This window comes from Paenibacillus gyeongsangnamensis, from assembly GCF_027533625.1.
Taxonomy (GTDB): Bacteria; Bacillota; Bacilli; order Paenibacillales; family NBRC-103111; genus Paenibacillus_G; species Paenibacillus_G gyeongsangnamensis.
The window spans coordinates 303,848-330,400 of sequence record NZ_JAQAGZ010000003.1 but is presented as its reverse complement, the minus strand read 5'-3'; the positions used below and the strand labels follow the sequence as shown (position 1 = coordinate 330,400).

The 26,553-nt window shown below is 56.0% G+C and carries 26 protein-coding genes and 2 pseudogenes; 15 read left to right on the top strand and 13 right to left on the bottom strand.

The features are described from left to right. Positions 1-141: 141 nt before the first annotated feature. The 3 genes and pseudogenes from O9H85_RS06450 to O9H85_RS06440 form a co-directional block, all read right to left on the bottom strand. Positions 142-851: pseudogene (locus O9H85_RS06450) on the bottom strand (uracil-DNA glycosylase). Between the two features lie 19 nt (positions 852-870). Further along, a complete protein-coding gene (locus tag O9H85_RS06445) occupies positions 871-1,413 on the bottom strand; it encodes an NADPH-dependent FMN reductase (protein WP_269880458.1) in 543 nt (180 codons plus the stop codon). An 87-nt stretch (positions 1,414-1,500) separates the two neighbouring features. After that, on the bottom strand, positions 1,501-1,701 hold the full coding sequence (locus tag O9H85_RS06440) for a DUF3906 family protein (RefSeq protein WP_269880457.1): 201 nt from the start codon (positions 1,699-1,701) through the stop codon (positions 1,501-1,503). Between the two features lie 309 nt (positions 1,702-2,010). Between O9H85_RS06440 and O9H85_RS06435 the strand changes: the two genes are divergently transcribed. Next, on the top strand, positions 2,011-2,460 hold the full coding sequence (locus O9H85_RS06435) for a peroxiredoxin (protein ID WP_269880456.1): 450 nt from the start codon (positions 2,011-2,013) through the stop codon (positions 2,458-2,460). A gap of 105 nt (positions 2,461-2,565) precedes the next feature. Here O9H85_RS06435 and pfkA read toward each other — a convergent pair whose 3' ends face one another. The 4 genes from pfkA to O9H85_RS06415 form a co-directional block, all read right to left on the bottom strand. Next, complete coding sequence (gene pfkA, locus O9H85_RS06430; protein ID WP_269880455.1) at positions 2,566-3,531, bottom strand: 6-phosphofructokinase; 966 nt, start codon at positions 3,529-3,531, stop codon at positions 2,566-2,568. Positions 3,532-3,584: 53 nt separating this feature from the next. Beyond that, positions 3,585-4,610, bottom strand: coding sequence for a tetraprenyl-beta-curcumene synthase family protein (locus tag O9H85_RS06425; protein ID WP_269880541.1), 1,026 nt, complete (start codon positions 4,608-4,610; stop codon positions 3,585-3,587). 37 nt (positions 4,611-4,647) lie between these two features. After that, positions 4,648-5,253 (bottom strand): hypothetical protein, encoded by a 606-nt coding sequence (locus tag O9H85_RS06420; protein ID WP_269880454.1) that lies wholly within the window; start codon positions 5,251-5,253, stop codon positions 4,648-4,650. Between the two features lie 75 nt (positions 5,254-5,328). Continuing rightward, positions 5,329-5,646, bottom strand: coding sequence for a hypothetical protein (locus O9H85_RS06415; RefSeq protein WP_269880452.1), 318 nt, complete (start codon positions 5,644-5,646; stop codon positions 5,329-5,331). Positions 5,647-5,806: 160 nt separating this feature from the next. Between O9H85_RS06415 and O9H85_RS06410 the strand changes: the two genes are divergently transcribed. The 3 genes and pseudogenes from O9H85_RS06410 (at position 5,807) to O9H85_RS06400 (ending at position 9,152) form a co-directional block, all read left to right on the top strand. After that, the gene (locus O9H85_RS06410) at positions 5,807-7,174 is read left to right on the top strand and encodes a polysaccharide biosynthesis protein (RefSeq protein ID WP_269880451.1); all 1,368 of its coding nucleotides are present in this window, start codon (positions 5,807-5,809) and stop codon (positions 7,172-7,174) included. After that, a pseudogene (locus O9H85_RS06405) lies at positions 7,171-8,361 on the top strand (MFS transporter). Before O9H85_RS06410 ends, O9H85_RS06405 begins: the two are co-directional and overlap by 4 nt. Before the next feature lie 125 nt (positions 8,362-8,486). Further along, the gene (locus tag O9H85_RS06400; RefSeq protein WP_269880450.1) at positions 8,487-9,152 is read left to right on the top strand and encodes a nitroreductase family protein; all 666 of its coding nucleotides are present in this window, start codon (positions 8,487-8,489) and stop codon (positions 9,150-9,152) included. Positions 9,153-9,449: 297 nt separating this feature from the next. Here O9H85_RS06400 and O9H85_RS06395 read toward each other — a convergent pair whose 3' ends face one another. Both O9H85_RS06395 and O9H85_RS06390 read right to left on the bottom strand, forming a co-directional pair. After that, entirely contained in the window at positions 9,450-9,647 is a 198-nt protein-coding gene (locus tag O9H85_RS06395; protein ID WP_269880449.1) for a cold shock domain-containing protein, read from the bottom strand. A 97-nt stretch (positions 9,648-9,744) separates the two neighbouring features. After that, positions 9,745-10,452 carry a class I SAM-dependent methyltransferase gene (locus O9H85_RS06390; protein WP_269880448.1) on the bottom strand — a complete coding sequence of 236 codons (708 nt, stop codon included), beginning with the start codon at positions 10,450-10,452 and terminating at the stop codon, positions 9,745-9,747. A gap of 239 nt (positions 10,453-10,691) precedes the next feature. Between O9H85_RS06390 and O9H85_RS06385 the strand changes: the two genes are divergently transcribed. The 7 genes from O9H85_RS06385 to O9H85_RS06355 all read left to right on the top strand — a co-directional run bounded on the left by O9H85_RS06385 (position 10,692) and on the right by O9H85_RS06355 (position 18,889). Beyond that, complete coding sequence (locus O9H85_RS06385; protein WP_269880447.1) at positions 10,692-10,925, top strand: hypothetical protein; 234 nt, start codon at positions 10,692-10,694, stop codon at positions 10,923-10,925. Between the two features lie 272 nt (positions 10,926-11,197). Further along, positions 11,198-11,995: a YjbE family putative metal transport protein gene (locus tag O9H85_RS06380; RefSeq protein WP_269880446.1), complete on the top strand. Its 798-nt coding sequence runs from the start codon at positions 11,198-11,200 to the stop codon at positions 11,993-11,995. Positions 11,996-12,132: 137 nt separating this feature from the next. Beyond that, positions 12,133-12,315, top strand: a complete 183-nt coding sequence (locus O9H85_RS06375) for a hypothetical protein (RefSeq protein ID WP_269880445.1) — start codon at positions 12,133-12,135, stop codon at positions 12,313-12,315. 231 nt (positions 12,316-12,546) lie between these two features. Continuing rightward, positions 12,547-14,337: an oligoendopeptidase F gene (gene pepF, locus O9H85_RS06370; RefSeq protein ID WP_269880444.1), complete on the top strand. Its 1,791-nt coding sequence runs from the start codon at positions 12,547-12,549 to the stop codon at positions 14,335-14,337. Positions 14,338-14,434: 97 nt separating this feature from the next. Further along, on the top strand, positions 14,435-14,767 hold the full coding sequence (locus O9H85_RS06365; RefSeq protein ID WP_269880443.1) for a LapA family protein: 333 nt from the start codon (positions 14,435-14,437) through the stop codon (positions 14,765-14,767). 111 nt (positions 14,768-14,878) lie between these two features. After that, positions 14,879-16,225 carry a sensor domain-containing diguanylate cyclase gene (locus O9H85_RS06360; protein WP_269880442.1) on the top strand — a complete coding sequence of 449 codons (1,347 nt, stop codon included), beginning with the start codon at positions 14,879-14,881 and terminating at the stop codon, positions 16,223-16,225. A 117-nt stretch (positions 16,226-16,342) separates the two neighbouring features. Further along, a complete protein-coding gene (locus tag O9H85_RS06355) occupies positions 16,343-18,889 on the top strand; it encodes a beta-propeller domain-containing protein (protein WP_269880441.1) in 2,547 nt (848 codons plus the stop codon). Between the two features lie 197 nt (positions 18,890-19,086). On the opposite strand, the gene O9H85_RS06350 is transcribed toward O9H85_RS06355, so the two are convergent. Continuing rightward, a complete protein-coding gene (locus O9H85_RS06350; RefSeq protein ID WP_269880440.1) occupies positions 19,087-19,905 on the bottom strand; it encodes a DUF92 domain-containing protein in 819 nt (272 codons plus the stop codon). A gap of 126 nt (positions 19,906-20,031) precedes the next feature. On the opposite strand from O9H85_RS06350, the gene O9H85_RS06345 reads away from it, so the two are divergent. Further along, a complete protein-coding gene (locus O9H85_RS06345) occupies positions 20,032-21,222 on the top strand; it encodes an HD domain-containing phosphohydrolase (protein WP_269880439.1) in 1,191 nt (396 codons plus the stop codon). Between the two features lie 56 nt (positions 21,223-21,278). On the opposite strand, the gene O9H85_RS06340 is transcribed toward O9H85_RS06345, so the two are convergent. From O9H85_RS06340 to O9H85_RS06330, 3 genes are all read right to left on the bottom strand, one after another. Beyond that, positions 21,279-21,908: a fumarylacetoacetate hydrolase family protein gene (locus O9H85_RS06340; protein ID WP_269880540.1), complete on the bottom strand. Its 630-nt coding sequence runs from the start codon at positions 21,906-21,908 to the stop codon at positions 21,279-21,281. 133 nt (positions 21,909-22,041) lie between these two features. Further along, complete coding sequence (locus O9H85_RS06335) at positions 22,042-22,188, bottom strand: hypothetical protein (RefSeq protein ID WP_269880438.1); 147 nt, start codon at positions 22,186-22,188, stop codon at positions 22,042-22,044. Between the two features lie 111 nt (positions 22,189-22,299). Beyond that, positions 22,300-23,802 carry a CapA family protein gene (locus tag O9H85_RS06330; RefSeq protein ID WP_269880437.1) on the bottom strand — a complete coding sequence of 501 codons (1,503 nt, stop codon included), beginning with the start codon at positions 23,800-23,802 and terminating at the stop codon, positions 22,300-22,302. Positions 23,803-24,086: 284 nt separating this feature from the next. Here O9H85_RS06330 and O9H85_RS06325 point away from each other — a divergent pair, with 284 nt between their 5' ends. From O9H85_RS06325 to O9H85_RS06315, 3 genes are all read left to right on the top strand, one after another. Next, on the top strand, positions 24,087-24,836 hold the full coding sequence (locus O9H85_RS06325) for a metallophosphoesterase family protein (protein ID WP_269880436.1): 750 nt from the start codon (positions 24,087-24,089) through the stop codon (positions 24,834-24,836). 132 nt (positions 24,837-24,968) lie between these two features. Next, positions 24,969-26,192, top strand: a complete 1,224-nt coding sequence (locus tag O9H85_RS06320) for an MFS transporter (protein WP_269880435.1) — start codon at positions 24,969-24,971, stop codon at positions 26,190-26,192. Positions 26,193-26,223: 31 nt separating this feature from the next. Further along, positions 26,224-26,409 carry a hypothetical protein gene (locus O9H85_RS06315; protein ID WP_269880434.1) on the top strand — a complete coding sequence of 62 codons (186 nt, stop codon included), beginning with the start codon at positions 26,224-26,226 and terminating at the stop codon, positions 26,407-26,409. Positions 26,410-26,553 lie beyond the last annotated feature (144 nt).

Sequence of the window (26,553 nt, the reverse complement as noted above, 5' to 3'; positions counted from 1 at the left end):
TCCTTTTCTTACAAAGACCAGCGCGTTTATCAAGGTTGATGCGAAGCTATAAGCCCGCGAAAAACTTATAAATTCTTATCAACCAAAGAAGCCCGAACCCCTGAATACAGGAGTTCGGGCTCTTCTTCGTGCCGTAGGGCTTCAAGCCAAGGCGCTGCCGGTTACGGCCAGCCTTCCCGAATTCGGAAGCTGCCAATCGATCGGCTCCAAGCCGTGCCGCACGAGCAGTTCATTCGCTTTCGAAAAGGGCTTGCTGCCGAAGAAACCGCGGTGAGCCGACAGCGGACTCGGATGAACGGATCGAATGATGCCATGGTGCTTGCCGGTAATCAGCTGCGCCTTCTGCTGGGCGTGACTGCCCCATAGAATGAACACTACCGGCTGCTCCCGCTCATTGAGCAAGGCGATAACGCGGTCCGTGAACGTTTCCCAGCCCTTGCCTTTGTGCGAATGAGCTTGCCCCGCCCTTACGGTCAGCACGGTGTTCAGCAGCAGCACCCCCTGCTCGGCCCAAGGCGCCAGACAGCCGTTGTCCGGTAATCTGCAGCCCATATCGTTATGCAGCTCCTTGAACATGTTCTGGAGCGAAGGCGGCGCGGGAACCCCCGGCTTGACCGAGAAACTGAGCCCGTGCGCCTGGCTGGGACCGTGATAAGGTCCTGTCCCAGGATAACGACCTTCGTATCTGCGAAAGACGTATAATGCAGCGCATTGAATATATCATGCATCTGCGGATAAATCGTTTCGTGCGCATATTCCTGCTTCAGAAACTGGCGGAGCTGCAAGTAATAAGGCTTCAAAAATTCGTCCTTGAGCTGCCCCTCCCAGTCGTTCTTTAGTACGGATGCCATGACCGGCGTCTCCTCCCTGTTAGGATGCGTTACCGCGGAAGGCTGCGATCATGCTCGTAAAATAGTTCAGCGTCCGGAGCACCCGCTCCTTCGTCTTCCCGTCCTTCGGTTCGCCCTCCGGCGTAAATTCGCGCTGGGCGCCGCCGATGGAAATCCACTCCGGGCAATTGATCCCGTGCACGTTGCGGACAATGGTCTGCAGATGCTGCAGCGAGCTGACGCCGACGGCGCCTCCGGCGGAGCTTACCGAGAGCACGATCTTGCCGTCGAATTGATCGAAGCCGGCAAAGTCGAGCGCATTCTTCAATACGCCGGTAATGCTCCCGTGATACTCGGATGTAGCAAGGATGATGCCGTCCGCTTCGGCGAGCGTGCGCAGCAGTGCTCTTACGTTCTCGTCCGCCTGCTCTTCGTCAGGGCAGTAGAAGGGCAGAGGCTTTGCGTACAAATCGAACAGCTTCGTCTGACAGCCCTTCTCTTCCAATTGCTTCACAATATAACGGCACAGCTGCGTGCTGGTGGCGTTTTTTCGGTTGCTTCCCGCAATCACCGCGATGTTCATAGGCCAAGTCTCCTCTGGTATGATTTTACATACATTTTAGTATGAAAAGTATGTAAAGGTCAAGATGCAAAATGACCTCCGCCTCCATTATCCTTCAATAACGTATCCTGCGCCCTTCACAGCCCGTTTTTTCTCGATGATGGAAGCGGAGATCACCTCCGGGTTGTTCACGAAATGCTTGACAAGCTGCTCCTCCAAAAAATCGAAGGCCTGCTCGTCGTTCTCGGCTATCACGATCAGATGGACCTCCTGGTCCTTCAGCTCGACTTCCATTTTATAGATGTACATAAACCCCGTCCTCCCTTGGAAGTCCGGTGAATAAAAGGCAGCTGCGCAAGTGGTTCATCTTCCGAACAAAGTTGTCCCCGGACTCCTGAACTGGATAGCCCCTTGAACGGGTAGAATTTGAAGTCAAAGGCTTGCCCGCTCCTCTGCTTATTCACCGGACGATTAACTTGCGGCTTGTCCGCGCTGTCTCCCATCGTACCGGAAACCTCCGGAAGAAGCAAGACGTCTGACGCCTTGCCTGTGCAGGCTTGACTTGACTATAATGAAGATATTGTGCAGCGCCGGATATGTATTCAAGGAGGGATAAGGATGCTCGCCCCAGGAACGACCGCCCCCGCCTTTCGTGCCGAAAGCACGATGGGCCCGATTGATCTTTCGAACGAGCTTGGCAAACGACCCGTTGTGCTCATCTTCTACCCGAAGGACGAGACGCCGGTTTGCACGAAACAGCTGTGTGCCGTCCGGGATTCAAGGAAGCATTATGAAGCGCATGGGGCCATCGTGCTAGGAATCAATCCCGGTACGCTCGAGGAGCACCGGCGGTTCGCCGCGAAGAACAAGTATGATTTCCCGATTGTCACGGACTCGGATGAAGCCATTCGCAAGCAGTATGAAGTAGGCAAAATCCTTGGACTGTTCGGACAACAGCGCGTCGTATACGTCATCGGCACGAACGGCCGGATCGTGTATGCCGAGAAGGGCAATCGCCCGACCGATGAAATCATGCAGGCGCTGGAGAAAGCGCAGCCGACCGATTAAGCGCCAACCGGACCTCGCTCGATATACGCAAACAAACTCCGCCTTCTTCGCCGGATACCGGCAAGGGAGACGGAGTTTGTCATTCAGGCCATCATCGCCGCGCCTTTACTGGGACAGACGTTTAGCCAGCTCATACAGCTCAAGATTGAATTCCTTCTTCGTGTTGACAACCTTGTCGATATCGGTCAACACCAGCTCGCCCTTGATAATGCCGCAGGACTTGCCGGATTCGCCCTCGATCAGCTTCCGTACCGCAAAGTCCCCGAGCTGCCCGGCCAGAATCCGGTCGTTATGCGTCGGCGTACCGCCGCGCTGGATATGGCCCAGTACCGTGACACGCGGCTCAATGCCGTTGCGGCGGGTAATCTCCTGCGCGATATCCTCGCCCTTGCCGACGCCTTCCGCTACGATGATGATACTGTGGCGCTTGCCCTGCGCGAAGTTGTCGCTCATCCGCTGGGCGATCTCATCGAGATCGTAAGGCACTTCAGGCACGAGAATCGTTTCGGCGCCGCTCGCAAGTCCCGCGTACAGCGCGATATCTCCGCAGTGACGGCCCATAACCTCAACGACCGAGGAGCGCTCATGCGAGCTCATCGTATCGCGCAGCTTGTTGATGGCGTCCACGACGATGCTGACCGCCGTATCGAACCCGATCGTCAGATCGGTGAACGGAATGTCGTTGTCGATCGTTCCCGGCAATCCCATCGTTTTGATCCCGAGCTTGCTGAGCTTGTTTGCGCCTTGATACGACCCGTCTCCGCCGATCACGACCAATCCGTCGATTCCCCGCTTGCGCAAATTGTCGGCGCCGAGCTGTTGGCCTTCCGGCGTCATAAATTCCTTGCAGCGGGCCGTTTGCAGAATCGTTCCGCCGCGCTGGATGATATCGCCGACGCTCCGCAGATCCATCTCCCGGATGTCGTCATTGATCAATCCCGCATAGCCTCGCTGAACCGCAAAAACCTCCAGCCCATGGAACAAACCGCTTCGTACGACGGCGCGTACCGCGGCGTTCATTCCTTGCGAATCGCCTCCACTTGTTAAGACAGCAATCTTTTTTACTGACATGATGGTTTCCTCCTATGGTAGCAGCACTCTGTTTATATATATGAAAAGAAGGGTTACGACGTTTTCCGGATCCAGACGCTGTTAATGAAAAAGAACATGCGCATCAGCGGGCTGTCCTTCATCAGCTGTCTGGAGATTTGCTTGACCTGCCGCTGCTTGCTTACCTTCGGATCGGATAAGTACAGCGCCAGCAGTCCTTCGATGATCATACGGTGAAACTCCGGATGGGCCAGCTGCTCCGAACGGGTCCGCGCTTCCTTCACCACGAACGCGATGCGGGCAACCGTCTCATCGAGGTCGGCATAATAGCTGCAGAAGTTCAGGTCGCCCCCTGCGATGTCTTCCTCCTGGTCGATCAAATAATCGAGCAGGATATGCAGACCGCATAGATAGGGAAAGTATGCTTCCCGAATCGCCTTCACTGTCTCCCCATCTAGCGACGGGTCGGATGCGGACAGGAACAGCATGAAGATGCCGAGCGTGGAGCCCGTGGCGGCGGCGAACTCATTCCAGCCGATCTGCGGGAACGGGTCGCGATGCTTGTCCCACCAATCCAACAAGGCCTTCTCCCGCAGATCCTTCCGGATGTGCTTATACACCTGAAGATCGCAGTAGAGTCCGGTTAGCTCCCGTACAGCGTCCGCTACAGCAGAATAAGAAGGCAGCATGCGCAGGCTTGCCTGGCACGTCTTGACGAGCTCGTTCAAGTATCCGCCGTCATCCTTCTCTACCCGAAATTCGTAATAATCGTGCAGCGGCTCCCCCGGATCCACCGCATCCAGCATCGATTGATGAAGACGGCGGAAATCCTCGGGATCGAGCGAGGTGCTTCGGTCGCACAGGTTATCCAGGTAATCGCTGATCGTTTGAAAAGCTACGATGAGCGGAATCAGCACATGACGCATCGGCAAATTAGCCACGGCATAGACGGAGCCGCCTATGCAGTGGAATTCCTTGGAGGTCATGCTGGCGATGGCTTGAACCCGAAGCTCGGGGTCCGGTATCGCTTCGGCTTTCGTTCGCCAGTTGCGAAGCTGCTCCCGGACGCCGGGCAGCACATATCGGTAAACTCGAAGCATCAATGTCAACGGATGGCGCGGGACGTTCGCGCTGCTTCTACCGCGGTTCAACGAGCAGGCCTCCACCGCCGCTTCGGGCGTAAGCGTATTTCAGCAGCAGCCGCATCTCCAGCCACTGGATATGCAGCAGCAGCTGTTCCGCCGTTTCATCTCTGGCTACCGTCACCTGCTGCTCCACGGCATCGACGAAGGCGAACGCGTCCCACGCTCCTCCGTCTGCAATCTTCTCGAACGTCCGCCTCAGCACACTGTTCCCCACGTTTGCGTGAGTGGACTCTTCCACGAAGGCGGCCGCCTCCCGAGCCAGCTCCTCATAGACCGGATGCCGGCTCACCCGGTGGAACCAATATTTGGCGTTGGAGTAATCCCCCTCCATCCGGTGCATGATCCCGTGCCAATAGCTGCCGGTGGCGTTCTCGATCATCTGGGACAGCTCGTGCGAGGCGTCCAGGCTTTCGTTAAACAAATGCAGACCGGCCTTGACGGCATGCGCATACGGAAGCTGCTCTCCGGTAAATCCGCCGACGGGGAGCTTGCCGATACGGATATCGACCAAATCATCCAGCTCTTCCGTAGGATACAGCGAAGGTTTATGGGTCGTCAGCTGCGATGCCAGTCTGCCCAAGCTTTCCGTCCAACTCAAAACGATACGACCTCCTGTAGGTAACAATGGTTAGCCTTGATCGGCGCAGCGTTCTTACTTCCCGGCTCCACGGCCTTAATGATGGGCCGGTCCGGGAGTGATGTCCTGATTGACGCGGAACCACAAATGCAGTTCGTTGATCGTTCCGGCCAGCTCCGCGATTTCGCTGTTCAGGAGGCACGATCTGACGAAATTGTCCTCCACGTTGAGCTGCTCTTGTTTGGCTATAATGATCCGCTCCAACTGCTTGATCCGATCCGGTATCGTTCCCCGGATCTCTTCCCAACACAGCAGCATCTCGGATTGTTCATGCTCCGTAAATTCGTCGAAGTCTTTGGACAGCCGCGGCAGCGGTATGCCCAGCCGATCGTCCAGCTCGAAAGCGTAATTCATACGGACTCCACCTTTCTAAACCAAATTAAAAGGCGAACGAAGATTATCTATACTAATGTATCACGAACGAACAACGGGTTCCAGTGAAAAAAATGTTTTTTTCATCCGCCGTGCGGATTCCATGGTATAATGTGTGACATGCAAAGCGGGGGAAACCATCATGACGAATATAGAACAAGTCCGGATCACCTATAGACAGCTGCTGAGCTTCTTCATCCCGCTGGGCATCTCGGCGGCCTTAGTTACCATTTCCCATGTCATCATTAACAGCACCTTGGCCCGTTCGGCCCATCCGGAGTTCATCATTGCCAGCTACGCCCTGCCCATGAGCATACTGGGCATTACCGAGAGACCGGCCGTGCTGCTAAGGCAAACCTGCTCGGCCCTGGTCAGAGACCGGGTTTCCTTCCGCGCCATGTCGCTCGTCAGTATGTATGTGCTGGGAGCGATCTTTGTGCTGGGCGGGCTCATCAGCTACACGCCTCTAGGGAGCTGGGTCTTTACCCATTTGTTCGGGGCGTCGCCGGAGATGGTTGCGCCGATGGTTCAAGTATACCGTGTGCTGATGTTCGTAAGTATCTTCTCGGGGATCCGGTGCGTATACCATGGAATCATCATCTTCAATATGCGCACCAAATGGCTTACGATCGGGATGCTTATCCGGCTGATCGGAATGTATGCGCTGTCCGTTTATTTTATCCGTACGGGGGTAACGAGCGGGGCGGTCGGTGCGATCATCTTCTTAAGCGGCATGATCATCGAAGCGGCGGTAAGCTTATGGGAGGGCGGGGGCCTGGTAAGGAAGACGATGCCGGAGAAAAAGCCGGACCATCCGATCGAGCGGCCGGGACAAATCTTTTCGTTTTACAAGCCCTTGCTCTATTCTTCCGTTATCGCCGTCATTGCCGGCCCTTCAATCAATGCCTTTCTCGGAAAAACGGCGGACATTTCCCTCTCGATCGCTTCCTTCGCCATCGCGGCAAGCTTGGCGCAGCTGGTCCAGAGCTTCTTCTCTTATATTCACCAGATCGTGCTCAACTTCTACCGGAAAGATGCGCAGAGGGTCGTCCGGTTCACGATGATGATGTCGCTCGTTCCGAGCTTGCTGATCGCCGTGCTAGCCTACACGCCGGCCGGCCCCTTCTTCATGCAGCACGTGATGGGCGTGAATGACCGCCTGCTCCATGCGAGCTTGCTTACGCTTAGAGTATTCATGCTGATGAATTTCATTTTCCCTTGGCTTGATTTCGGCAACGGACTGCTCATGCTGAGGGGACAGACGAAGGTGATGGTCTGGTCGCAAGCCGGCAACGTTTCCGTAACGCTTGTCACCTTGTCGGTTTGCATTATGCTTGCTCCCGGCTGGAACGCCATGATCGGCGCCTTGGCCCAGTCGCTTGGAATGGGCGCGGAATTGGCCGTCGTCCTGTACACGCTGCGTCAGACCGCCAATGCGGAGGGCCGCCTGTCGACCTTCTCCCCATTCCGCAATTCAAGAAAATCTAACGAATCGAGTGAGTCTTTATGAACAGCCCGGCGACCAGGGCCTCGCAGGAAACGATTCTGCGGGGCTTTACCTTTTCTTTCTTTATGACGGTAGCCGTCATTACGTCCTATTTCCCTTTATACTTCGGCTGGCGCGGATATTCAACGATCCAGATCGGGTTATTGTATTCCGTCGGTCCGATGATCAGCATCATCTCCAATTTATTCTGGGGGTACATGAGCGACCGCTTCCGCACTGTGAAGAAGATTCTAATCCTCATCCTGGCCTGTCAGCTGGCGATGGCGCTGCTCGTCTTCCGTACCGAATCGTTCGGTCTCCTCATGGTGCTGATGGCCATCTTCTTCTTCTTCCAGTCCCCTACCACATCGCTTAACGACAGTCTGACCCTGCTGACGGCTTCCCGCAGCGGCAAGAGCTACGCCACTTATCGGGTTTGGGGCTCCATCGGCTTCGCGGTAGCGGCGCTCATCTTCGGTCAGCTGATGAGGGGGTACGGAACAGGGCTTACTCCCCTGCTCGGCATCCTTACGATCGCCCTGTCGCTGGCGCTCTCACTCATCTTGACGGATGCCAGGGAAGCGAATTACAAGAAGCCGGATTTCTCCGGACTCCTGCCGATTATCGGTTCGCGGTCGTTCCTTGCCTTTCTGTTCATCCTGCTTACGACGTCGATCGCGCACCGGATGAACGACGGCTTCCTCGCGTTGTTCAAGCAGCGGCTGGGAGCTGACCCTTCGCTCGTCGCCCTGTCCTAGATGGTATCGGCGGTAAGCGAGATCCCGGTCTTTTTCCTGCTCAGCAAATACGGCCATCGGTTCAAGGAGCTGCCGCTTCTCGCCATATGCTGCCTTGTCTATACGCTGAGGTTTTTTCTCATGAGCCTTGTACAGAACCCGATGTGGGGCGTAGCCATTCAGCTCTTGCATTCGGTCTCGTTCGGCATTTTCTTGTTCACCGCCATCCGGTACATTCAGAGAGTTGTGCCGGACCAGTTCCGCGCAACGGGGCAAGCGGTGTTCGCCGTAACGTGGTCGGGTCTCGCGGGCCTGCTCAGCGGCCTGCTCGGCGGCTGGATCTTTAACCGCTGGGGCCCCCATGCCGTCTACCGCGTAGGCTCTGCACTCGCTTTCGTCTCCGCCTTCGGCTTCCTGGTGCTCCACACGCGGCTGAAGTCGGAGATCGGCGGCGAACTGGAAGGCCGTTCCTGAGAGACCGCCATCCTTCAATAGGTTGTTATTCCTCCGAAAGCCCGTTATAATGAAGGAATGATTTTTAGTACCAAGTACTAAACCAAACCATGAAAACTAACGAAAAGCTCTGGAGGATGAAATACATGACTCAGCCATTGACCCTCGCCTACGACGAATTCAAGACGATCCTGCTGGACCGGCGCAGCATTCGCAAATATACCGAGCAGCCGGTATCCGTGGAAGATATCCGCGAAATTATCGACTGCGCGCGTTATGCGCCGAGCGATACGAACTCGCAGACGTGGGAATTTATCGCGGTCATGAACCGGGATAAGATCAAGGACATCGAAGCCATCACCTGGGAGCAGCTGCACCGCCGGGCCGCCGAAGCGGAGCAGCGCGGGCTGTCCAAGGAAGCCCGGCTCCTGACCAAATCGTTCGGACCTTATGCGACGGCCTTCTCCGACGCGCCGGTGCTGATCGTCTGTCTCGCCACGCCTTACAACTCTAAGTTCCGCGAACGTATCTTCGATCCGGTGGAGCTGGTGGACGACGCCGTCTGGGCCGAGGAAGGCATCAAGAGCTCCTGCCTCGCTTCGCAAAACCTGATGCTGGCCGCTCACGCCCGCGGACTGGCCACCTGCCCGATGACGGGACCGGTGCTGCTGGCGCAGGACCGGCTGCGCGAATATTTGAATATTTGTCCGGATTGCCAGATCAACATGGTGATCGCCTTGGGCCACCCGGCGGAACGTCCGGCGCGTCTTGCCCGCAAGGAAATCGACGACATCCTGACGATCGTCGACTAATCCGTTTCCGACGCAAAAAAGAATAGAAGGATGCTCTCCGGCGCACGCGCCTCGGGGGCATCCCTCTTTCGTTAGATTCGCAAGCCTAATCTTCGTCCATCTCGAAGTTCGAGTACACGTCCTGCACATCATCCAGATACGTCTATCCTCCGCCGACGAATACATGCCTAAACGTAAAAAGACGGCTCCCGGAACGATAAACGCTCCAAAAACCGCCCTGCCTGCTAGGACACTAATGTATAAGAAAACCCTTTATCGATGTAAACCCGATGGCCGGGCATCGTAGTTAGTTTAAACTTATAACTTAATGACGTTAGCTGCTTGTGGTCCACGGTTACCTTGAACGATGTCAAATTCAACCGCTTGACCTTCTTCCAAAGTTTTGAAGCCATCGCCTTGAATTGCGGAGAAGTGAACGAATACGTCGTCGCCGCCTTCTACTTGAAGGAATCCGTAGCCTTTTTCTGCGTTAAACCATTTAACTGTACCTTTCAATGAAAACAACCTCCTAGATGTATCGCCATCTTGGGCGAATGTTACAATTATATCACCACTATAAGGATAAATCAACAGAACGCATTTTATACATAGCCTATTTTCGGAGGCATAAAAACTCTGTCGAGCCGGGAATAAACGGCAGCTCGGACGCCTCTAGCCGCGCTTCGATCCCCTGCCGGGACAAGTCCTCCAGAAGCCTCTCCAGCATCGGATACCGCTCCCAGCGAAACGTAAACAACGGATAAATCCGAACCTGTCCCCCGGGTCTGCAAACCCTCGTCAGCTCCAGCACGCTGCGAAGATGAAAGTCGTAATCGAACTGCTCGTGATATAAAAACAGGAAATGTGAAATCAGCACGTCGCCAAACGTCCCTTCGTCAAAAGGCAGCTCCGGCAGCCGGGCCGGCACGTATCTTCCTTGCTTCGCATGGCTGCGGAAATCTTCAACGAACGCCTGAAGCGACTTTTCACGCCGCTCCCGATGCTCCTCCGGGCTTCCATAGAAGCTCCAGTCGTATACATGGCGTATCTTGCCCAGCTTTTCGGTGGACACCGCAATCTCACGGGTGCCATGAGCGCCGATCTCTTCAGGGGATAGCCCATACATCGGGTCCGCCGCGTAAACGGGAATGCCCCGACGTCCGGCCTCCGCCGTGAAAGAAGAAGCTCCTGCCGCCACGTCCAGAACCGGACCTCCCGACAAGGGAATCCGGTCAAACGCAAACATCCGCTCGTACTCCGCGTACGAACGGCAAGTCATTGCTACACCGATTTGTTCATAACATGGCAATGTTCCGCTCATTGTACTCATCTCTCCTCATCTCGTCTAAGCTCTTGATCTTTCCTTAACGCCTCCACCCGCCCTCCGGCAAATGCTGAAACGTTTACGAAATTGTAGCACGAGTGGAATGATTTGGCAAGCAGGTCAGATCCGGCATCCTGTCTTTACACGACCGACAATCTCCTGCCGAGCTTGATTTTCATCCCGGGTTGCGGTATGATGTCGCGCATAGACCAACGAATGAAACGGGGCAAGCCGCCATGATCAAAAAACATACGATTTATAAGAAGGACAAATGGAATATGCTCACCGTCGAGGTGAACGGCAAGCAGCTGATCCTGCGCGAAATATCCGATCAATGGGGAGAAGAATGCCACACGTTCCTGAGCCGTCCCGAGATGATGCACTGGGTTAGCGAACGCTTCAAGAAGGAAACGTTCGACGGCAGCGAGGACGAGTACGAAGCGATGCTCGAGGCCTTCCGCCAAGTATAAGCCGGGCGGATAAATCTTGACAATCCGCTTGTCCTTTCGTTATAATCAGGACAATTACATAAGGATGTCCTCCAAAGGGGAGTAGCTGTCACAGTAAAGTCGTCAGTTCGGGTGCTTCGATCAGACCCCGGCTTTATTGGCAACGGAAATCGTTGTTAGCAAGACCTTTGCCTATTACGGTAAAGGTCTTTTTTGCTTCTCAAACGACCTTTACCCGAGCGGTAGAGGTCGTTTTTGTGTAAGTAAACAATCCCGGAAAAGGAGTGACGGACATGGAATGGTTTTCACCGGAATTTTTCACCGCCCTGCTCAGCATCATCATCATCGATTTGGTACTGGCAGGAGACAATGCGATCGTCATCGGACTCGCGGCCCGCAATCTCGCCAAGGAGCATCAGAAGAAAGCGATTCTTTGGGGAACGGCTGGGGCCGTCGCGATTCGTGCCGTCGCTACCCTGCTGGTCGTATGGCTGCTGAAGATTCCTGCGCTGCTGATCGTCGGCGGGATCGTGCTCATTTGGATCGCCTACAAGCTGCTCACGGACAAGAAAGAGCATGACATCAAGGCCCAGAGCAAGCTGTTGCCTGCGATTCAAACCATCATCGTCGCGGATGCCGTCATGGGCTTCGACAACGTGATGGCGGTAGCCGGGGCTTCACACGGCAGCTTCGGGCTCGTCCTTGCCGGACTGCTCATCAGCGTGCCGATTGTGGTCTGGGGCAGCACCGTATTCATCCGCTGGGTTGAACGGTTCCCGCGGATCATCTACCTCGGGGCCGGCGTACTCGCCTACACGGCGGGCAAAATGCTGACCGGCGATTTGCTCGTCAAATCGTGGTTTGCAGCCCACGGAGCGGCCAAATGGGCGCTCATCCTCGCGGTGGTGGCCGGCGTGCTCGCGGCGGGCTTGTGGAAGAAGGCGTTCGGCTTTCTCGTCTCGGTCAACGACCGCGGACAGCTTACCATCCCGAAGGAGCTGATGCAGGAAGCGAACATTCAGCCGGACGACAGCTTCCGGGTCAGCAAGGACGAGAAAGGCCGGTTCGTGCTCGTCAAGCTCGAAGGCTGAGAGCATTTCAACAAGGAGACGGACTTCGCGGACGCCCGCTGAGCGGACGCGGAGTCTTTTTTTTGAGCGAAGCTCCTGCCGGTTACAGGATTTTGCCCCCGCCTTGGCGAAATGGTAGCTCGGGAGGTGATCCACTGTTGAGCAATGCCGCTTCCATCGTTACATTCATCATTCTGTCGTTCTCGCTTTCCCTTATCCTGATTATGAAACGCGACTCGCTGCCCCCAGGGGTGAAGAGGCCGCTGGCCATCCTGGCGCTGGTCATGATCTCGTTCTCCTTCGGGCTGATCGTCTACAGCTTTTTGGCCAATCCGAAGTAGCGCCCCGCGATAGACTTATTTCCATGAATTTCATATACTAATATTTAAGCTGCGCTCCGGTCATACTATGTATTGCTTTTCTGACCAATAGATTCCAGGCATGGAGCGTGAGCGCAAATGCGTTTGATTCCCGTTTTATTGACCGGTGTGCTGCTGACCGGCGCCGTAACCTCATCGTCCGTGCAGGCGGACGGTATGAGGAAACCATCCCAACCCACTAGGAGGGCTCCCATGAACCAAGTATTGAAACGAAGCGACGTTCCGGCCGAGCACCGTTGGAAGCTGGAAGACCTGTTTGCCAATCAGCAGGCTTGGGAACAAGAGTATCAAACCGTCAAGAAGCAGCTGGCCGAGATCGGCCGGTTCGAGGGCAAGCTGAAGGACGCCAAGGCGATCAAAGAGTGCTTCGAGCTCGAAGACCAAATCTCCTTACATACCGAACGGCTCTACGTATACGCCAACATGAAGAACCACGAGGACATGGCGGACCCTACATACCAGGCCTTATCCGATAAATCGAAAAAGCTGAGCGTCGATACGAGCGAGGCGATGTCGTTCATCTCCCCTGAAATCCTCAGCCTTACGGACGAGCAGCTGCACAAGCTGGTGAACGATCCGGCGCTCGCCTTTTACAAGCGTACGCTGGAAGAGATGATCCGCGAGAAGCAGCATGTGCTGAGCCGATCCGAGGAAGCGCTGATGGCGCAGGTAGGCAACCTGTCGCAGGCGCCAAGCACCATCTTCGGCATGCTTAACAACGCGGACTTGAAGTTTCCGAAGATCAAGAACGAGAAAGGCGAAGAAGTCGAGCTTACTCACGGACGATACATTCAATTCCTCGAGAGCCGCGACCGGGACGTCCGGAAGCGCGCCTTCGAAGCCGTCTACGAGACGTATGCGAAGCAAAAGAATACAATCGCCGCGACGCTGGCCGCCAACGTGAACAAAAATTTATTTTATGCGAAGGTCCGCAAGTATCCTTCCGCTCTGGAGATGTCCCTGTTCGGCGACAACATCAAGAAGGAAGTGTACACGAACCTGATCGACGCCGTACACGAGGCGCTTCCGCTGATGCACCGCTACATGGCGCTTCGCAAGAAGCTGATGAAGCTGGATGAGCTTCACATGTACGATCTGTTCGCGCCGCTCGTCGAGGAATATAAAATGGACATCACCTACGAGGAAGCGCAGAAAACCGTGCTCGAGAGCCTGAAGCCTCTGGGGCCGGATTACCTCAAAGTGCTGGAGGCGGGCTTTGACGGCAGCTGGATCGACATTTACGAGAACGAAGGCAAACGCAACGGCGCGTACAGCTGGGGCGCTTACGGCACGCATCCTTACGTGCTGCTCAACCATAAGGACAACCTGAACAGCATGTTTACGCTGACGCACGAGATGGGTCACGCGCTCCATTCTTACCTGTCGGATGCGAACCAGCCGTACCGCTACGCGCAGTATACGATCTTCCTGGCGGAGGTCGCCTCAACCCTGAACGAAGCGTTGCTGATGGACTACATGCTGAAGAAATCGACCGATCCGAAGGAAAAAATGTACCTGCTCACCTACTACATGGATCAGTTCCGCACGACGGTGTTCCGCCAGACGATGTTCGCCGAATTCGAGAAAATCATCCACGAGAAGGCCGAAGCGGGCGAATCGTTGACGCCTCAGCTGCTGAGCGAAGTATATTACGACTTAAACAAGCAGTATTACGGCAACGATATGGCCGTCGACAAGGATATCGAGATGGAGTGGGCCCGCATCCCTCATTTCTACAACAGCTTCTACGTATATAAATATGCTACCGGTTTTTCCGCGGCGACGAGCTTCTCGAAGCAAATTCTCGAGGAAGGCCAGCCGGCTGTGGAACGCTACCTGGGCTTCCTGAAGAGCGGCGGCAGCGACTATTCCATCAACATCCTGCAGAAGGCAGGCGTGGATATGTCGACGCCGGAGCCGATCAAGCAGGCGATGAGCGTATTCAAAGGCTTGCTGGAGCAAATGGAAGCACTGGCCAAATAAGCAAGCTATGCCGGAAGGCTGAGGTGCGGGGCGATAGCTCCCTCCTCGGCCTTTTGGACTAATCGGGTAACTAGAACGGTCGGGAGGCGTCTGATCCTTGAGAGCACAATGGATCTTTATTTTCTCGCTCGTATTCGCTTTGATGACTGCGGTATTCGCCGTAATCAACGTCGAGCCGGTACGGGTGAACTTCTTGTTTACGGAAACGCAAATTCCGCTCATCCTCGTCATTCTGGGCTCCACGCTGCTCGGAGGACTTAGCGTCGGGTTATTCGGCATGTTTAGGCAATTCCAATTGACCCGCAAACTGAAGCAGCTGGAGAAAGCGCTTGGCGAGCGGCAGGGTGAAGCCCAAGCGGAGCATCAAGTGCAAGCTTCGCCTTCCTCCTCCCCCGCCGAACCAACCGAGCGGAGAGCGAATGAAATCTAAAATTGTTTTTATAATTGATAATTTCGTTGTACATCCACCTTTCAACCTATAGAATAAATAGGTATATTCACCTAGATGTTTGACATGGGTTCGGGAAGGAAGCCGATGCGAATGATCAACCTATCGACCATTGACGCTGAGAACGAATTGTTCAAACATGTATTTCACTATTCCGATACCGGGATGGCTTTGTTGACTGCAGAAGGCGCTCTTGTCAAAGCGAATCCCGTGCTGTGCAAATGGCTCGGCTGCGCGGAAAGCTCCCTTGCCGGCGAATTCATCACCAAATGGGTGCCCCACGATGACTGGAGCACGGTTTATTCTGTATTCAAGAAAGTCGTTCGGGAGCGGAAACCGGCGGCCCCGGTTGAATTCCGGTATGTGAAGCCCAGCGGTGAACCGGCTTGGCTCGAGGTCCGGCTGTCCTGGGTAGGCCTTCCTCTTCCCCATCCCGGGCTCATATTCGCTCAAGTGCAGGACATGACCGATATGCAGGACTACCGCAAAATCAAGAATGAGTTTCTTAATCATAAGCAAGACTTGTACCGGCTCATCGCAGATGAAAGCAACGATATGATTTCCAAAATCGACTCAAGCGGAAGGTACACCTATGTGTCGCCGGCTTGTCTGACGCTGCTCGGGTATAAGCCCGAGGAACTGCTCGGAAGGTTCGCCTCCGAGCTCGTGCACGAGGACGATCGGGACGGACTGCTGCAGCAGTATGAAGCCGTACGAATGGCAGACGGGCAGCATCTGCACAGCTACCGGGTAAGACGGCGGGACGATACGGTCATTTGGTTTGAAACCGCCTTCCGTCCGCTGTCCAGGCGGAAGAACAGCGTACAGGAAACACTTTGCATCTCTCGCGATATTACCGCCCGCAAGGCAGCGGAGCAGCAATTGCTTCAGACGAATGAGCTGCTTCAGCGCATTTCTTCGATCGACGCACTGACCGGCGTGTCCAACCGGCGGGCGTTCGAAGAGAAGTATGCCAAGGAGTGGAAGCACTGCAGCAAGCTCCAGTCCCCGCTCTCCGTCATCCTTCTGGACATCGACTTTTTCAAGCGGTACAACGATACGTACGGGCATACCGAAGGCGACATTTGCCTTCAGCGCGTATCCGCCGCGATCAATCGGGCGGTCAAACGTCCAGGGGATTTCGTCGCGCGCTACGGAGGAGAGGAATTCGTGATCGTACTGCCGATGACCGAAGCGTACGGCTCGTCCGTGGTAGCCGAGCAGCTGCGTTCGGAGGTGGAGTCCCTCCTTATTCCTCATGGGTATTCGGACGTGTCCCCTTACGTCACCTTAAGCATGGGAGCCGCAACGATGGTGCCTTCCAGGGATATACTTCCCCGAGAGCTGCTGATCCGGGCGGACCAGGCCCTTTACCGGGCCAAGCAATTGGGGCGAAACCGGGTTGAATTGTATGATTCATCGTACGGAAAAGAGCGGTAATTCGTGGTTTTACCACGCGTTGCCGCTTTTTTTCTTCAGGCGAAACATATCCGCCGCTCCGAGCGTCTGAAGGAATGAAAGAAGGTTTGGTAAACTTTACCCAAGGGGGGAATTCAAGTGAACAAAAGGACGCTTCTTACCGGGGTTCTGGCGCTGACGCTTATTGTCGCCGTCTCGCCCGCTCTGATCACGCAAGCGGATTCGTCGTCCGGGATAGCCGTTCAATTGAACGGGAGCCCGATCCGTCTGTCCGTCTCGCCTCAGCTTATCGGCAGCACCCTGATGGTGCCGTTCCGCGAGCTTTCAGAGGCGCTCGGGGCCGAGGTTGAATGGAATGAAGGGGAGCAATCGGTTACGGCAACCAAGGGGGACCGTACGCTGCATCTCGCCGTAGGCAGCAAGGATGCGGACAAGAACGGGCAGTCCGTCCGCCTGGACGAGGCTCCGCTGAAGACCGAAGGACGAGTGCTTGTGCCGCTTCGTTTCTTCTCGGAGGCGTTCGATTTCAACGTCTACTGGGACGGCCTGAATCAGACCGTATCCATCGCCGATGCCGACAAGAGCCTGCCGACCGTCGGCTCCCGGGAACATCTCGAGTCCTTGCTGAAGGACTCGGCGGAGATGAACGCCGGGTACGGCGGAGACATGCGCGTAATGCTCATGGCGGACGCCGTGAAGGAAGCCGCTCCTGCAGCCGGGGCAGCTGGTGCAGCCGGGGCGGCCAAGTCCATGTCCATGTCCGCTGCTACCGCGCCGGCCTCCACAGCTGTGCCGCAAGCCTCCGGGATCAATGCCGACCACTCCGCCACGAACGTACAGGTGCAGGGCGTCGATGAAGCCGACGTCATCAAGACCGACGGCAGCTACATCTACCAGGTCAACCGGAACCGGGTCCTCGTAATCAAGGCGCAGCCCGCAGAGCAAATGAGCGTGATCGGCACCGTCTATTTCGAGGACAAAAACTTCAATCCCCGCGAAATCTACGTGGACGACAAGCATTTGATCGTGATAGGCGGCACATATGCTACCGAGCCCGGTTCCCTTCCGAAGCCGGTCCCGCTGAATTCAGGGCCGGCGGGAACGCCGGACGCTGCGGCCGGCAGCTCCGCGGCTGTGCAAGCCATACCGCAGGCCGAGCTTCAGGCCCGCTCCATCGCCATTTGGCACGGACCGGTCCGGAGCTCGACCAAGACCCTCGTCTATGATCTTACGGACCGCAGCCATCTGAAGCTGATCCGCGATACGGAGCTCGAGGGCAATTATGTCTCTTCCCGTAAGGTGGATTCCTCGCTCTATGTGGTGACGAACAAGAACATGAACCGTTTCCCTCTGCTGCGCGGCAACGCCTCGCCGGAAGTGAAGCAAACGGCAGACGACCTGCCTGCCTATCGCGATTCGGCTGCCGGGGACGGCTTCATTCAGATCGGCTACGAGGATATCCGCTACTTCCCGAAATCCGTTGTACCGCAGTATTTGCTGATCGGCGCACTGCCGCTCGATCAGCCGGAGAAGAAGATGCAGGTGACCAGCTACCTCGGATCGGGCAATCAAGTGTACGCCTCCGTACAAAATCTTTACGTGACTGCGAATGAACTGGAGCCGGCGGCGCCGAAGACGGAAACCGCCGCTCCGGGGGGAGACGCAGCCGCGCCTGCCGCGAAGCCCGTACGTCCAGTTCCCAGAGAAATGAGCAGCGTCATCTACAAATTCGGCATGGAGGATGGAACGGTCAGTTATAAAGGCCGCGGCAAAGTGCCGGGAACCGCACTAAACCAATACGCCATGGACGAACAGGACGGGTATTTCCGCATCGCCACGACCAAGGGCGACACCTGGCGCAACGACGAATACACGTCCAAGAACAATGTATACGTATTGAACGAGTCCATGGCCACCGTCGGCAAAATCGAGGATATTGCGCCAGGCGAGCGGATTTACTCCGTCCGCTTCATGGGCTCGCGCGCTTATATGGTGACTTTCAAACAGACGGATCCGCTGTTCGTGCTGGATCTGAAGGATCCGGCAGCGCCGAAAATATTGGGACAGCTCAAAATTCCGGGATACAGCGACTATTTGCACCCTTATGATGAGAACCACCTGATCGGTTTCGGGAAGGATGCCGTAGAGGTGCCCGCCAAGAACGGATCGGGCGGAGCCGATCGGACGGTCGCCTATCATCAAGGCATGAAGCTCGCCCTCTTCGACGTCACGGATGTGGAGCATCCGGTAGAGATGTTCAAGCAAACGATCGGCGACCGCGGCACCGACTCCGAGCTGCTGCACAACCCGAAGGCCCTCCTCTTCTCGAAGGAGAAGAATGTGCTTGCGTTCCCTATCTCGGTTGCCGAGGTAAAAAATAAAGCCGCTTCCGGTCCGGAAGCCGCCGCAGCCTATGGCAATTTTGTATTCCAGGGGGCCTATGTGTACTCGCTCGATCTGACGCAAGGCTTCCGGCTTCGCGGAACGGTGACACACTTAACGGCCGACGATGTACAGAAAGCCGGCCGCGCATGGTACGGCAGCGAACGCAATATCAACCGGCTGCTCTACATCGGCGATACGCTTTATTCCGCCTCCATGAGCGAAGTGAAAGCGAACGACTTGGCTACGCTGAAGGAAACCGGTTCGGTGCAGCTTCCGCCTTGGAAGCCGAATAAGCCGTAATCCGAAGCTTGAGCCCCGAACAACTGCTGCAGGGGCTTGGCTTTTGCTTTGACATCGGCTACAATGGCTTCAAGATAGAAAAACTTGGAGGCATCTTGTATGGTTACTACAATTATCGTGCTTGCCGTCATCGTTGCATTGGCTATCTCATGGGCGACCATTTATGTTACGAACAAAGCCTATAAGCGCAAGGATGATTAAGCAAAGGCCAGCGCGAGGAGCAGACTGACCGCTCCTCCGGCAGCCGAGCTGATCAGATTGACCGCATCGTTGGTCATCCAGGCAACCCCCCGATTCCGAACCGCCGCTGCCCCGCAGTGGCGGTTTTTTTCGATTTCTTTGCCGCAGACAGGGCAGCGGTACATCACCTGGCATACCGCGCCGAGCCAAGAATCCGCCAGCGATCCGGCGACTCCCCCTGCCAGTCCCAGCAGGACGAGGACAGTGAAGCTCATTCCGGCCGGCCGGAATTCAGCCGATAAAGCGGACAATCCCCAGATCACCATTCCAATGAACAACCCGCCGGCCGCCGTAGCGGCAAGCCCCAGCACCGTCACGCCGCCCGACGTCCCCGGTTCAACCCTTTGTCCCGTAACAATGGAGCGCGGGGCGGCCGGGCTCAGGCCCCCGACTTCGGTAGCCCAGGTATCGGCCGTTACCGTCGCCATGACGCCGATATAGGCCGCCCACCAGAGCGGATGCGGCGCTAGCGCATTACCGATGCACAGCAGCAGACCGAGCCCTCCGTTCGCGAGCACCTGACCGGCATCGCGCCGGCCCGATTTGGCGTAGCCGCTCTCCGCGGCCTCCTTCCTGCCCCTCTTCCATTTGGAAAGCGCCGATGAGGTAATGAAGAAGGCGATCAGCGTGCCGAACCAGGCCAGGCTTCCTAGCACATACATCAGTGTTCCCAGTACAACGGCCGCGGCGAAGCCCGATGCCGAGAGCGACCTTTTCCAATAGGCCGCGCCTGCAATAAGCAAACTTCCGCCTAGTCCGATAATCCCATCCGTCACGGAAGAACCCCCTTCTCTATGACTACATTTTCAGGAAAAATTCGACAAAACTTTATTTACAGACTACTGCCATTATAATATGATTTCAATAGAGTTTGAAACGGATGATTCCGGGGGAGGAATATCGTGTACGAATCCCATGAAATCCAAGAGGTAAAGGTGAAGCAGGACCTCGACCCGCAGGAGATGCTGCGCGTCATCTTCGACTATGCGGCCAAGATCGCCAACGAACGCCGGCTGGATAATCTGCTGATGCTTATGGCCGACATGGGCCGCGAGATGATCGTCTCGGACCGCTGTACGGTATGGCTGCTCGACCGGCATAAGAAGGAGCTGTATTCCACCGTAGCTCATGGCGTTCCGCCGCTTCGCCTGCCCAGCACGGCCGGACTCGTGGGACATGCCGTAATGACGGGCGAGCCGATTTTCATCGATGATGCCTACACGAATGTGCCGTTCAGAGATGTGCTTCAGAGCGGCGCCATCGCCACCGACCGGAAGACAGGATACCGGACGAAGTCCTTGATGGTCATCCCGTTCCGCAACAACGAAGGCGAGATCATGGGAGCGTACCAAGCGATCAATAAGCTGACGGAGACCGGACAGTTCTCGCAGAAGGACCTCGATCATTTGACGCTTGCCGCCTCCTACGCGGGCAAATCGCTGGAATCCGCGCTCTTGACGAGCGAGATTGAAGAGACGCAGAAGGAAATTATTTTTACCATGGGCGAAATCGGCGAGAGCCGTTCCAAGGAAACCGGCAACCACGTGAAGCGGGTGGCCGAATACTCCTACATCCTAGCCCTTGGACTCGGAATGAGCAAGGAGGAGGCGGAGCTGCTGAAGATCGCCTCTCCGATGCACGATATCGGCAAGGTCGCGATTCCCGACGACGTGCTGAAGAAGCCGGGCAAGCTGACTGACGAAGAGTTCGATATCATGAAGTCCCACACGATGATCGGGTACAATCTGCTGAAAAATTCTAAGCGCCGCATTCTCCAAACGGCCGCTATCGTAGCCTACGAGCATCATGAGAAATGGAACGGACGAGGCTATCCGAGAGGCTTGCAGGGGGAAGAGATCCATATCTACGGCAGAATCACGGCCATTGCAGACGTATTCGACGCGCTCGGCAGCGAACGGGTCTACAAGCCGGCGTGGGACCTGGAGCGAATTCTTAACCTGTTCAAGGAAGAACGAGGCCAGCATTTTGATCCTAACGTCGTGGATGCGTTTATGGAGCAGCTGACTGCGATATTCAAAGTAAGAGACGAATACTCCGACCTTGCGCTTGAGGAAGCGAAAGCGGATAAGTAACTTCAAGAGGCGTGCATCGGATTCTTCCGGTACACGCCTCTCCTGTTCCTCATCGTTTATACGAGCTTCGCGGTGAAAGCGCCGAACGCCTCTTCGCCCCACAGCAGCTCGTAACGGTCGCCGTCCTTCACGGCCGCTACGCCGGCAGGAGTTCCGGTATAGATGATATCGCCTTCCCCCAAGCCGTAGCGGTCCGCAATATAATCGACGATTACCTGAAGATTGAAGATCATATCGTTCAGGTTGCCCCGCTGCACTTCTTCCCCGTTCTTCACCAGCGTGTACTCCACCTGCTTCAGCCGATCGAAGCCCGGAAACGCATGCCAAGGTCCGAGCGCAGCCGAGTTCTTGAAGCCTTTGGCCGGCAGCCAAGGGGTTCCCTTCTTCTTAATGGCGGACTGAACGTCGCGAAGGGTAAAATCAATACCGAGCGCCATCCGGTCCACCAGTTCGTCCACCGACAAGCCTTGCTTATAGTCACGCCCGATGTGAATCACTAGCTCCGCTTCGTAATGAAGCTCCCCGCTTCCTCCCGGCAGCGCGATCTCGCCTCCGTCCGCCTTCGTGAGCGCATGGGTCGGCTTCGTGAAAATCATCGGCTCCTCCGGCACTTCGTTGCCAAGCTCCGCCGCATGAAGACCATAGTTCCGGCCTACGCAGTAAATATTGCGAATCATCGTATCGATCATAGCGCATTTCGTTCCTTTACGTTGAACTCGGCCGTACGTCTGCCTGAGCCTCATTATACGCCGGGACCAGCGTATACTCAACACGAAAAACCGGCTGGGAACGATTCGTCCCAGCCGGGAAAATTAACGGTTATTGCTCGTTTGATTCGTCTGGTTCCTGCTCCACCGAATATTTCATTCCGCCGCTATGTCCGTCATGATCGAGGACCAGCGTCACTTCCTTCGTTTCCCCGGTTTCCGGATCGACCGAGGACACCTTTTCCTTTTGCTCATCCATGACTCGAATCACCTCCGCCTATATCCTGCGCGATTTCATGAAAATCCATCCGCGCCGAATCGGCGGCAGTTCATTTCATGAAACCTTGCCGGGCACCGGGCAGAGGCTGCATTAAGGCGCTTCTCCGTTCTTCTTCGCCGGATCTGCGGTCTTCTCGTGCGTCTTGGAGCCCGCCGAAGTCTCGCTCTTCTTCGCGCCATCGGCAGGAGGCTTGGCCGACCCGTTCCCGCTCGCCGGAGTCTTCTCCTTGCCGGACGCTTCGCCGGTTTTCTTATCCTTCGCCGCGTCTGTACCGTTCTTATCTTTTGCCGGGCTCGTCCCCGTCCCTTTGCCGCCGGGGGAAGCTGTGATGCCGCTGGCCGGTTTCTTATCCGTCACCGGAGGGACCGCCTTCAGCGGTTCCTGGGCGTCCTGCTGGAACGGCCGCTCCGGACCGACCGTCACCTTGCCGTCTTTGTCCACATCGGCGTTGTAAGAGATGCGGCTCAGCTTTGAGAACAGCTTCGGCGCGTCCTCATCCGGCATCCGCACAGGCTGCGCGCCCTTGGTCACGATCGGAACGACGCTCAGATCGCACGCTTTTTGCTTCGTACAGGAAGCCTGCAAGATCATGCTCTCCCACGTAGCCGGAATATCGTTCGTCGTAAAGATGAAATTGCCGAGGCTGTATGCAATCCATTTGCCCTTATACTGCTCGAACCCTTGCAGCACGTGCGGATGGCTGGCAACGACCAAATCCGCGCCCTCGTCGATATAGAGGTGCGCGAGCCGCGTCTGCTCCCGGCCCGGCACATCCTTGCGCTCTTCCCCCCAATGGGCAATGACGACCACCATATCAGCATCCGCTTTCGCTTTGTCGATCGCCTCAAGCGGCAGCTTCGTGCTGTACGTCTCTGCGAGTCCCGGTTTGGATTTGCCCGAATACCAGCTCGTATCCGGAATCACACGGGAGAAGCCGAGGAACGCGATCTTGAAGCCGTTCTTCTCCACAAGGGCATATTTATAAGCTTCTTCCGTATTGCGGCCGGCGCCGACGCGGAGAATCCCTTGGGCATCCAGGTTGTCCATCGTATCCAGCAGCCCTTCTTCCCCAAAGTCCATGCTGTGATTGTTCGCCAAATTGACGAGGCCCACGCCCGCCTTCTTCAGCTTGGGGAGCGCCGCTGGGGAAGATCGGTAGGTGTACTCCTTCACTTGTGCCGTGCCGCGGGCCGTAATGGGGGTCTCGAGATTGGCAACGGCGAAATCCGCCTTTTCCAGATAGGGCTTTACGAATTTATAAGGGTAATCATAGCCGTTCTGCTTCAGGATGCCTTCAACGTTATCCGAAAACATGACATCGCCGACAAAAGCCAGATTGACACGGTCGGCGTTCGCTGCTGCGGCATTCGGGACCGCATTCGGGGATGCCGGCTCCTTCTGCTTGTCTGCGCCGTCCGTAGACAGCAGCTCGACTCCTTTGACCGGCGCCTTGCCGGCCTGTTGATTATTCTCTCCCGCGCTCCCGGCGTTCGAAGGCTCGAGCGATTGAAGCAAATAGGCAAACGAGCCTACCGTAACGAGCGTGAGCACGCCGATTTTGACCCATAGCGTCTTTTGGAACTTGTTTTCCATTTGTTCTTTATGTTTGTCGGACCGCGATTGAATCGTAACCTACTCCTTTACGCTTATTGGCCTATATTATACCAAAAGCTTCCGTTCCGGTCATGAGTCCGTCCGTACCCGTCACAAATCCGAAATAATTCGGCCATCCGCGCTCTTACCGTTCCTTCCTTCTTCCCCATTCCTTCCTTAAAGATCCGTTTAGATAAGAGCCGGACCGCCCGGTTGTGCTATAATATGTCGTACATTGAACGCTGAAGCGCAAGCTGAAGGTACGAACAGGAGGCCGTTACGCCATGGGAGACCAAATCGCAGTCATATCAGATATTCACGGCAACCTGCCCGCTCTGGAAGCGGTGCTTAGAGACATCCGCAGTCGCCGCATCAGGCGCATCGTATGTCTGGGAGATATCGTCGGCAAAGGCCCGCAGCCCGGTGAGGCGGTCGATCGGATCCGTGAGACGTGCGAGGTGACGGTACAAGGAAATTGGGATCACGGGATTGCCCTGCCGCAAGTCAAGGAGGCCGGGCTCTGGCAGCAGGAACGGATCGGAAGCGAAAGAATGGACTACCTGCAGAAGCTTCCCTTCTCCTTCGACATCACGATGAGCGGCAGGCGCATCCGGCTCGTCCATGCTTCCCCCGAGAGCGTTTATACCCGGGTGCTGTTCAAGGCGGACAAGCGGGCCAAGCTATCGATGTTTGCCAACACGCCGGCCACCGGCACGTTTCCGGACGGCGGAGAGCCGGATGTCGTAGGTTATGGAGATATCCACGCAGCCTATCTCCAGACGCTGAAATCGAAGAAACGCAGCGGACTCACCCTGTTCAATACCGGCAGCGTGGGAGCACCCTATGACGGCATTCCCGAAGCCAACTATGCGATTCTTGAAGGGAAGGCGGACAGCCCGAAGCCGGCGCCTCTGGCGATCCAGCTCGTTCGGGTACCGTACGATACGGAGGCGGCCGTACGCATCGCCGAAGCCGTCGGGCTTCCCAATCTGGAACGTTACCGGTATGAGATCCTGACCGGTCTTGAGCAATAATTGCCTGCTCCGCCGCAGAAAAGAAGTGTAGTCTCGGGTAAATTATGGTACGATTAGGCGTGATACACGGTGGCGGCAAATATTCAGAAACGAAACATCGGCTATGCTGCCGTTGGAAAGAAGGAACCCTTATTGGCACGCTGGAGAATTAATTTAATTGTTTTATGGTTTGGAAATTTCCTCGTCATGGGCGGCATGACCATGATCGTCCCCTTCCTGCCGCTGTACATCCAAGAGATGGGGATTCACGACCCGAAGCAGGTAGCTACCTGGGCAGGCGTCATTTTTGCCGGGAATTTCGTGACCTCCTTCTTGTTCCAACCGATATGGGGAGGTCTCGCCGACCGGTACGGCCGGAAAGTGATGCTGCTTCGCTCGGGCTTCGGCATGGCGATCGTCATGACCTTGATGGGACTCGCGTTTACGCCATGGCATTTGTTTCTGCTCCGGATGCTGAACGGGGTCATTTCGGGCTTCGTGCCTGCAGCCGTGGCGCTCATGTCGGCCAGCACGCCGAAGGACAGGATGGGTGTCGCCATGGGTACGCTGCAATCCGGCGGCGTTGCAGGCTCTATCCTGGGACCGCTCTTCGGCGGGGTGCTGGCGGAATGGATCGGCTTCCGCCCGATCTTCTATATTACAGGCGGGCTGCTGTTCGTCGCTTCCCTGCTTGCCGCTTTTCTGGTGAAAGATACATTCGATGCGGCACGGGCCCAGAAGCAGCCATCCAAGTCGATCCTCAGCAGCTTCAAGGAGCTTAGCCAAATTAAGCAACTGCCTTCCCTGTACTCGGTAACTTTCGTCATCCAGTTCGCCATTCTGAGCTCCATGCCGCTGATTCCTCTGTTTGTGCAGGAGCTGCACGGCAGCGGGGAGCTGCTCGCCTTTTATGCCGGCTTGGTCGGATCGGTCACCGGGTTCTCGAACATGATCGCCTCACCGCTACTCGGACGGCTGGGCGATAAACTGGGCTCGCAGCGGGTGCTGGCCATCTCGCTCATCGGCGCCGCGCTTGCGTTCATCCCCCAGGCGATGGTTCACAACATATGGCAGCTGTTCGCATCCCGCTTCCTGCTGGGGGTATTCATGGGAGGACTTCTGCCTTCCGTTCAGACACTCATTCGCAAATTTACACCGGACGGCATGGAGAGCCGCTCTTACAGCTTCAACTCCAGCGCGCTAAGCTTGGGCAATATGATGGGACCGGTCATCGGCGGAGCGGTATCCGGGTGGATCGGCATCCGCGGCATCTTTATCGTCGCTTCCGTCCTGCTGATCTTGAACGCGCTGTGGGTGAGAAGATCACTCTACGGCGGACAACGCAGCTCCCCGGGAGACCGGAAAGCCTTATCCTGACACGACTCCTCGTGTGTGGAGGTGCAGTTTGTTGATCAAAATCAACATACGCAAAGTGCTGTTCATTCTGGTGTGCGCCGAGCTCCTGATCGTTTACTACGGCCAGCTTGAGGTCCGGGAATCCCGGCGGCAAGTGGTGTATCAGGACCATTCGCGGCAGCAGCAATCCGACACAACTCCTTCAGGCTCCAAGAAAGAATGGAAGAAGGCTTCTTGACCAGGATAAACGGCTACGCCGTCCTTGTCTTACAAGGACCAGCGCGTTTATCAAGGTTGATGCGAAGCTATAAGTTTCGAAAAACTTATAAATTCTTATCAACCCACAAAACCTTAGCCCTTCGGCTAAGGTTTTTTACTGTGT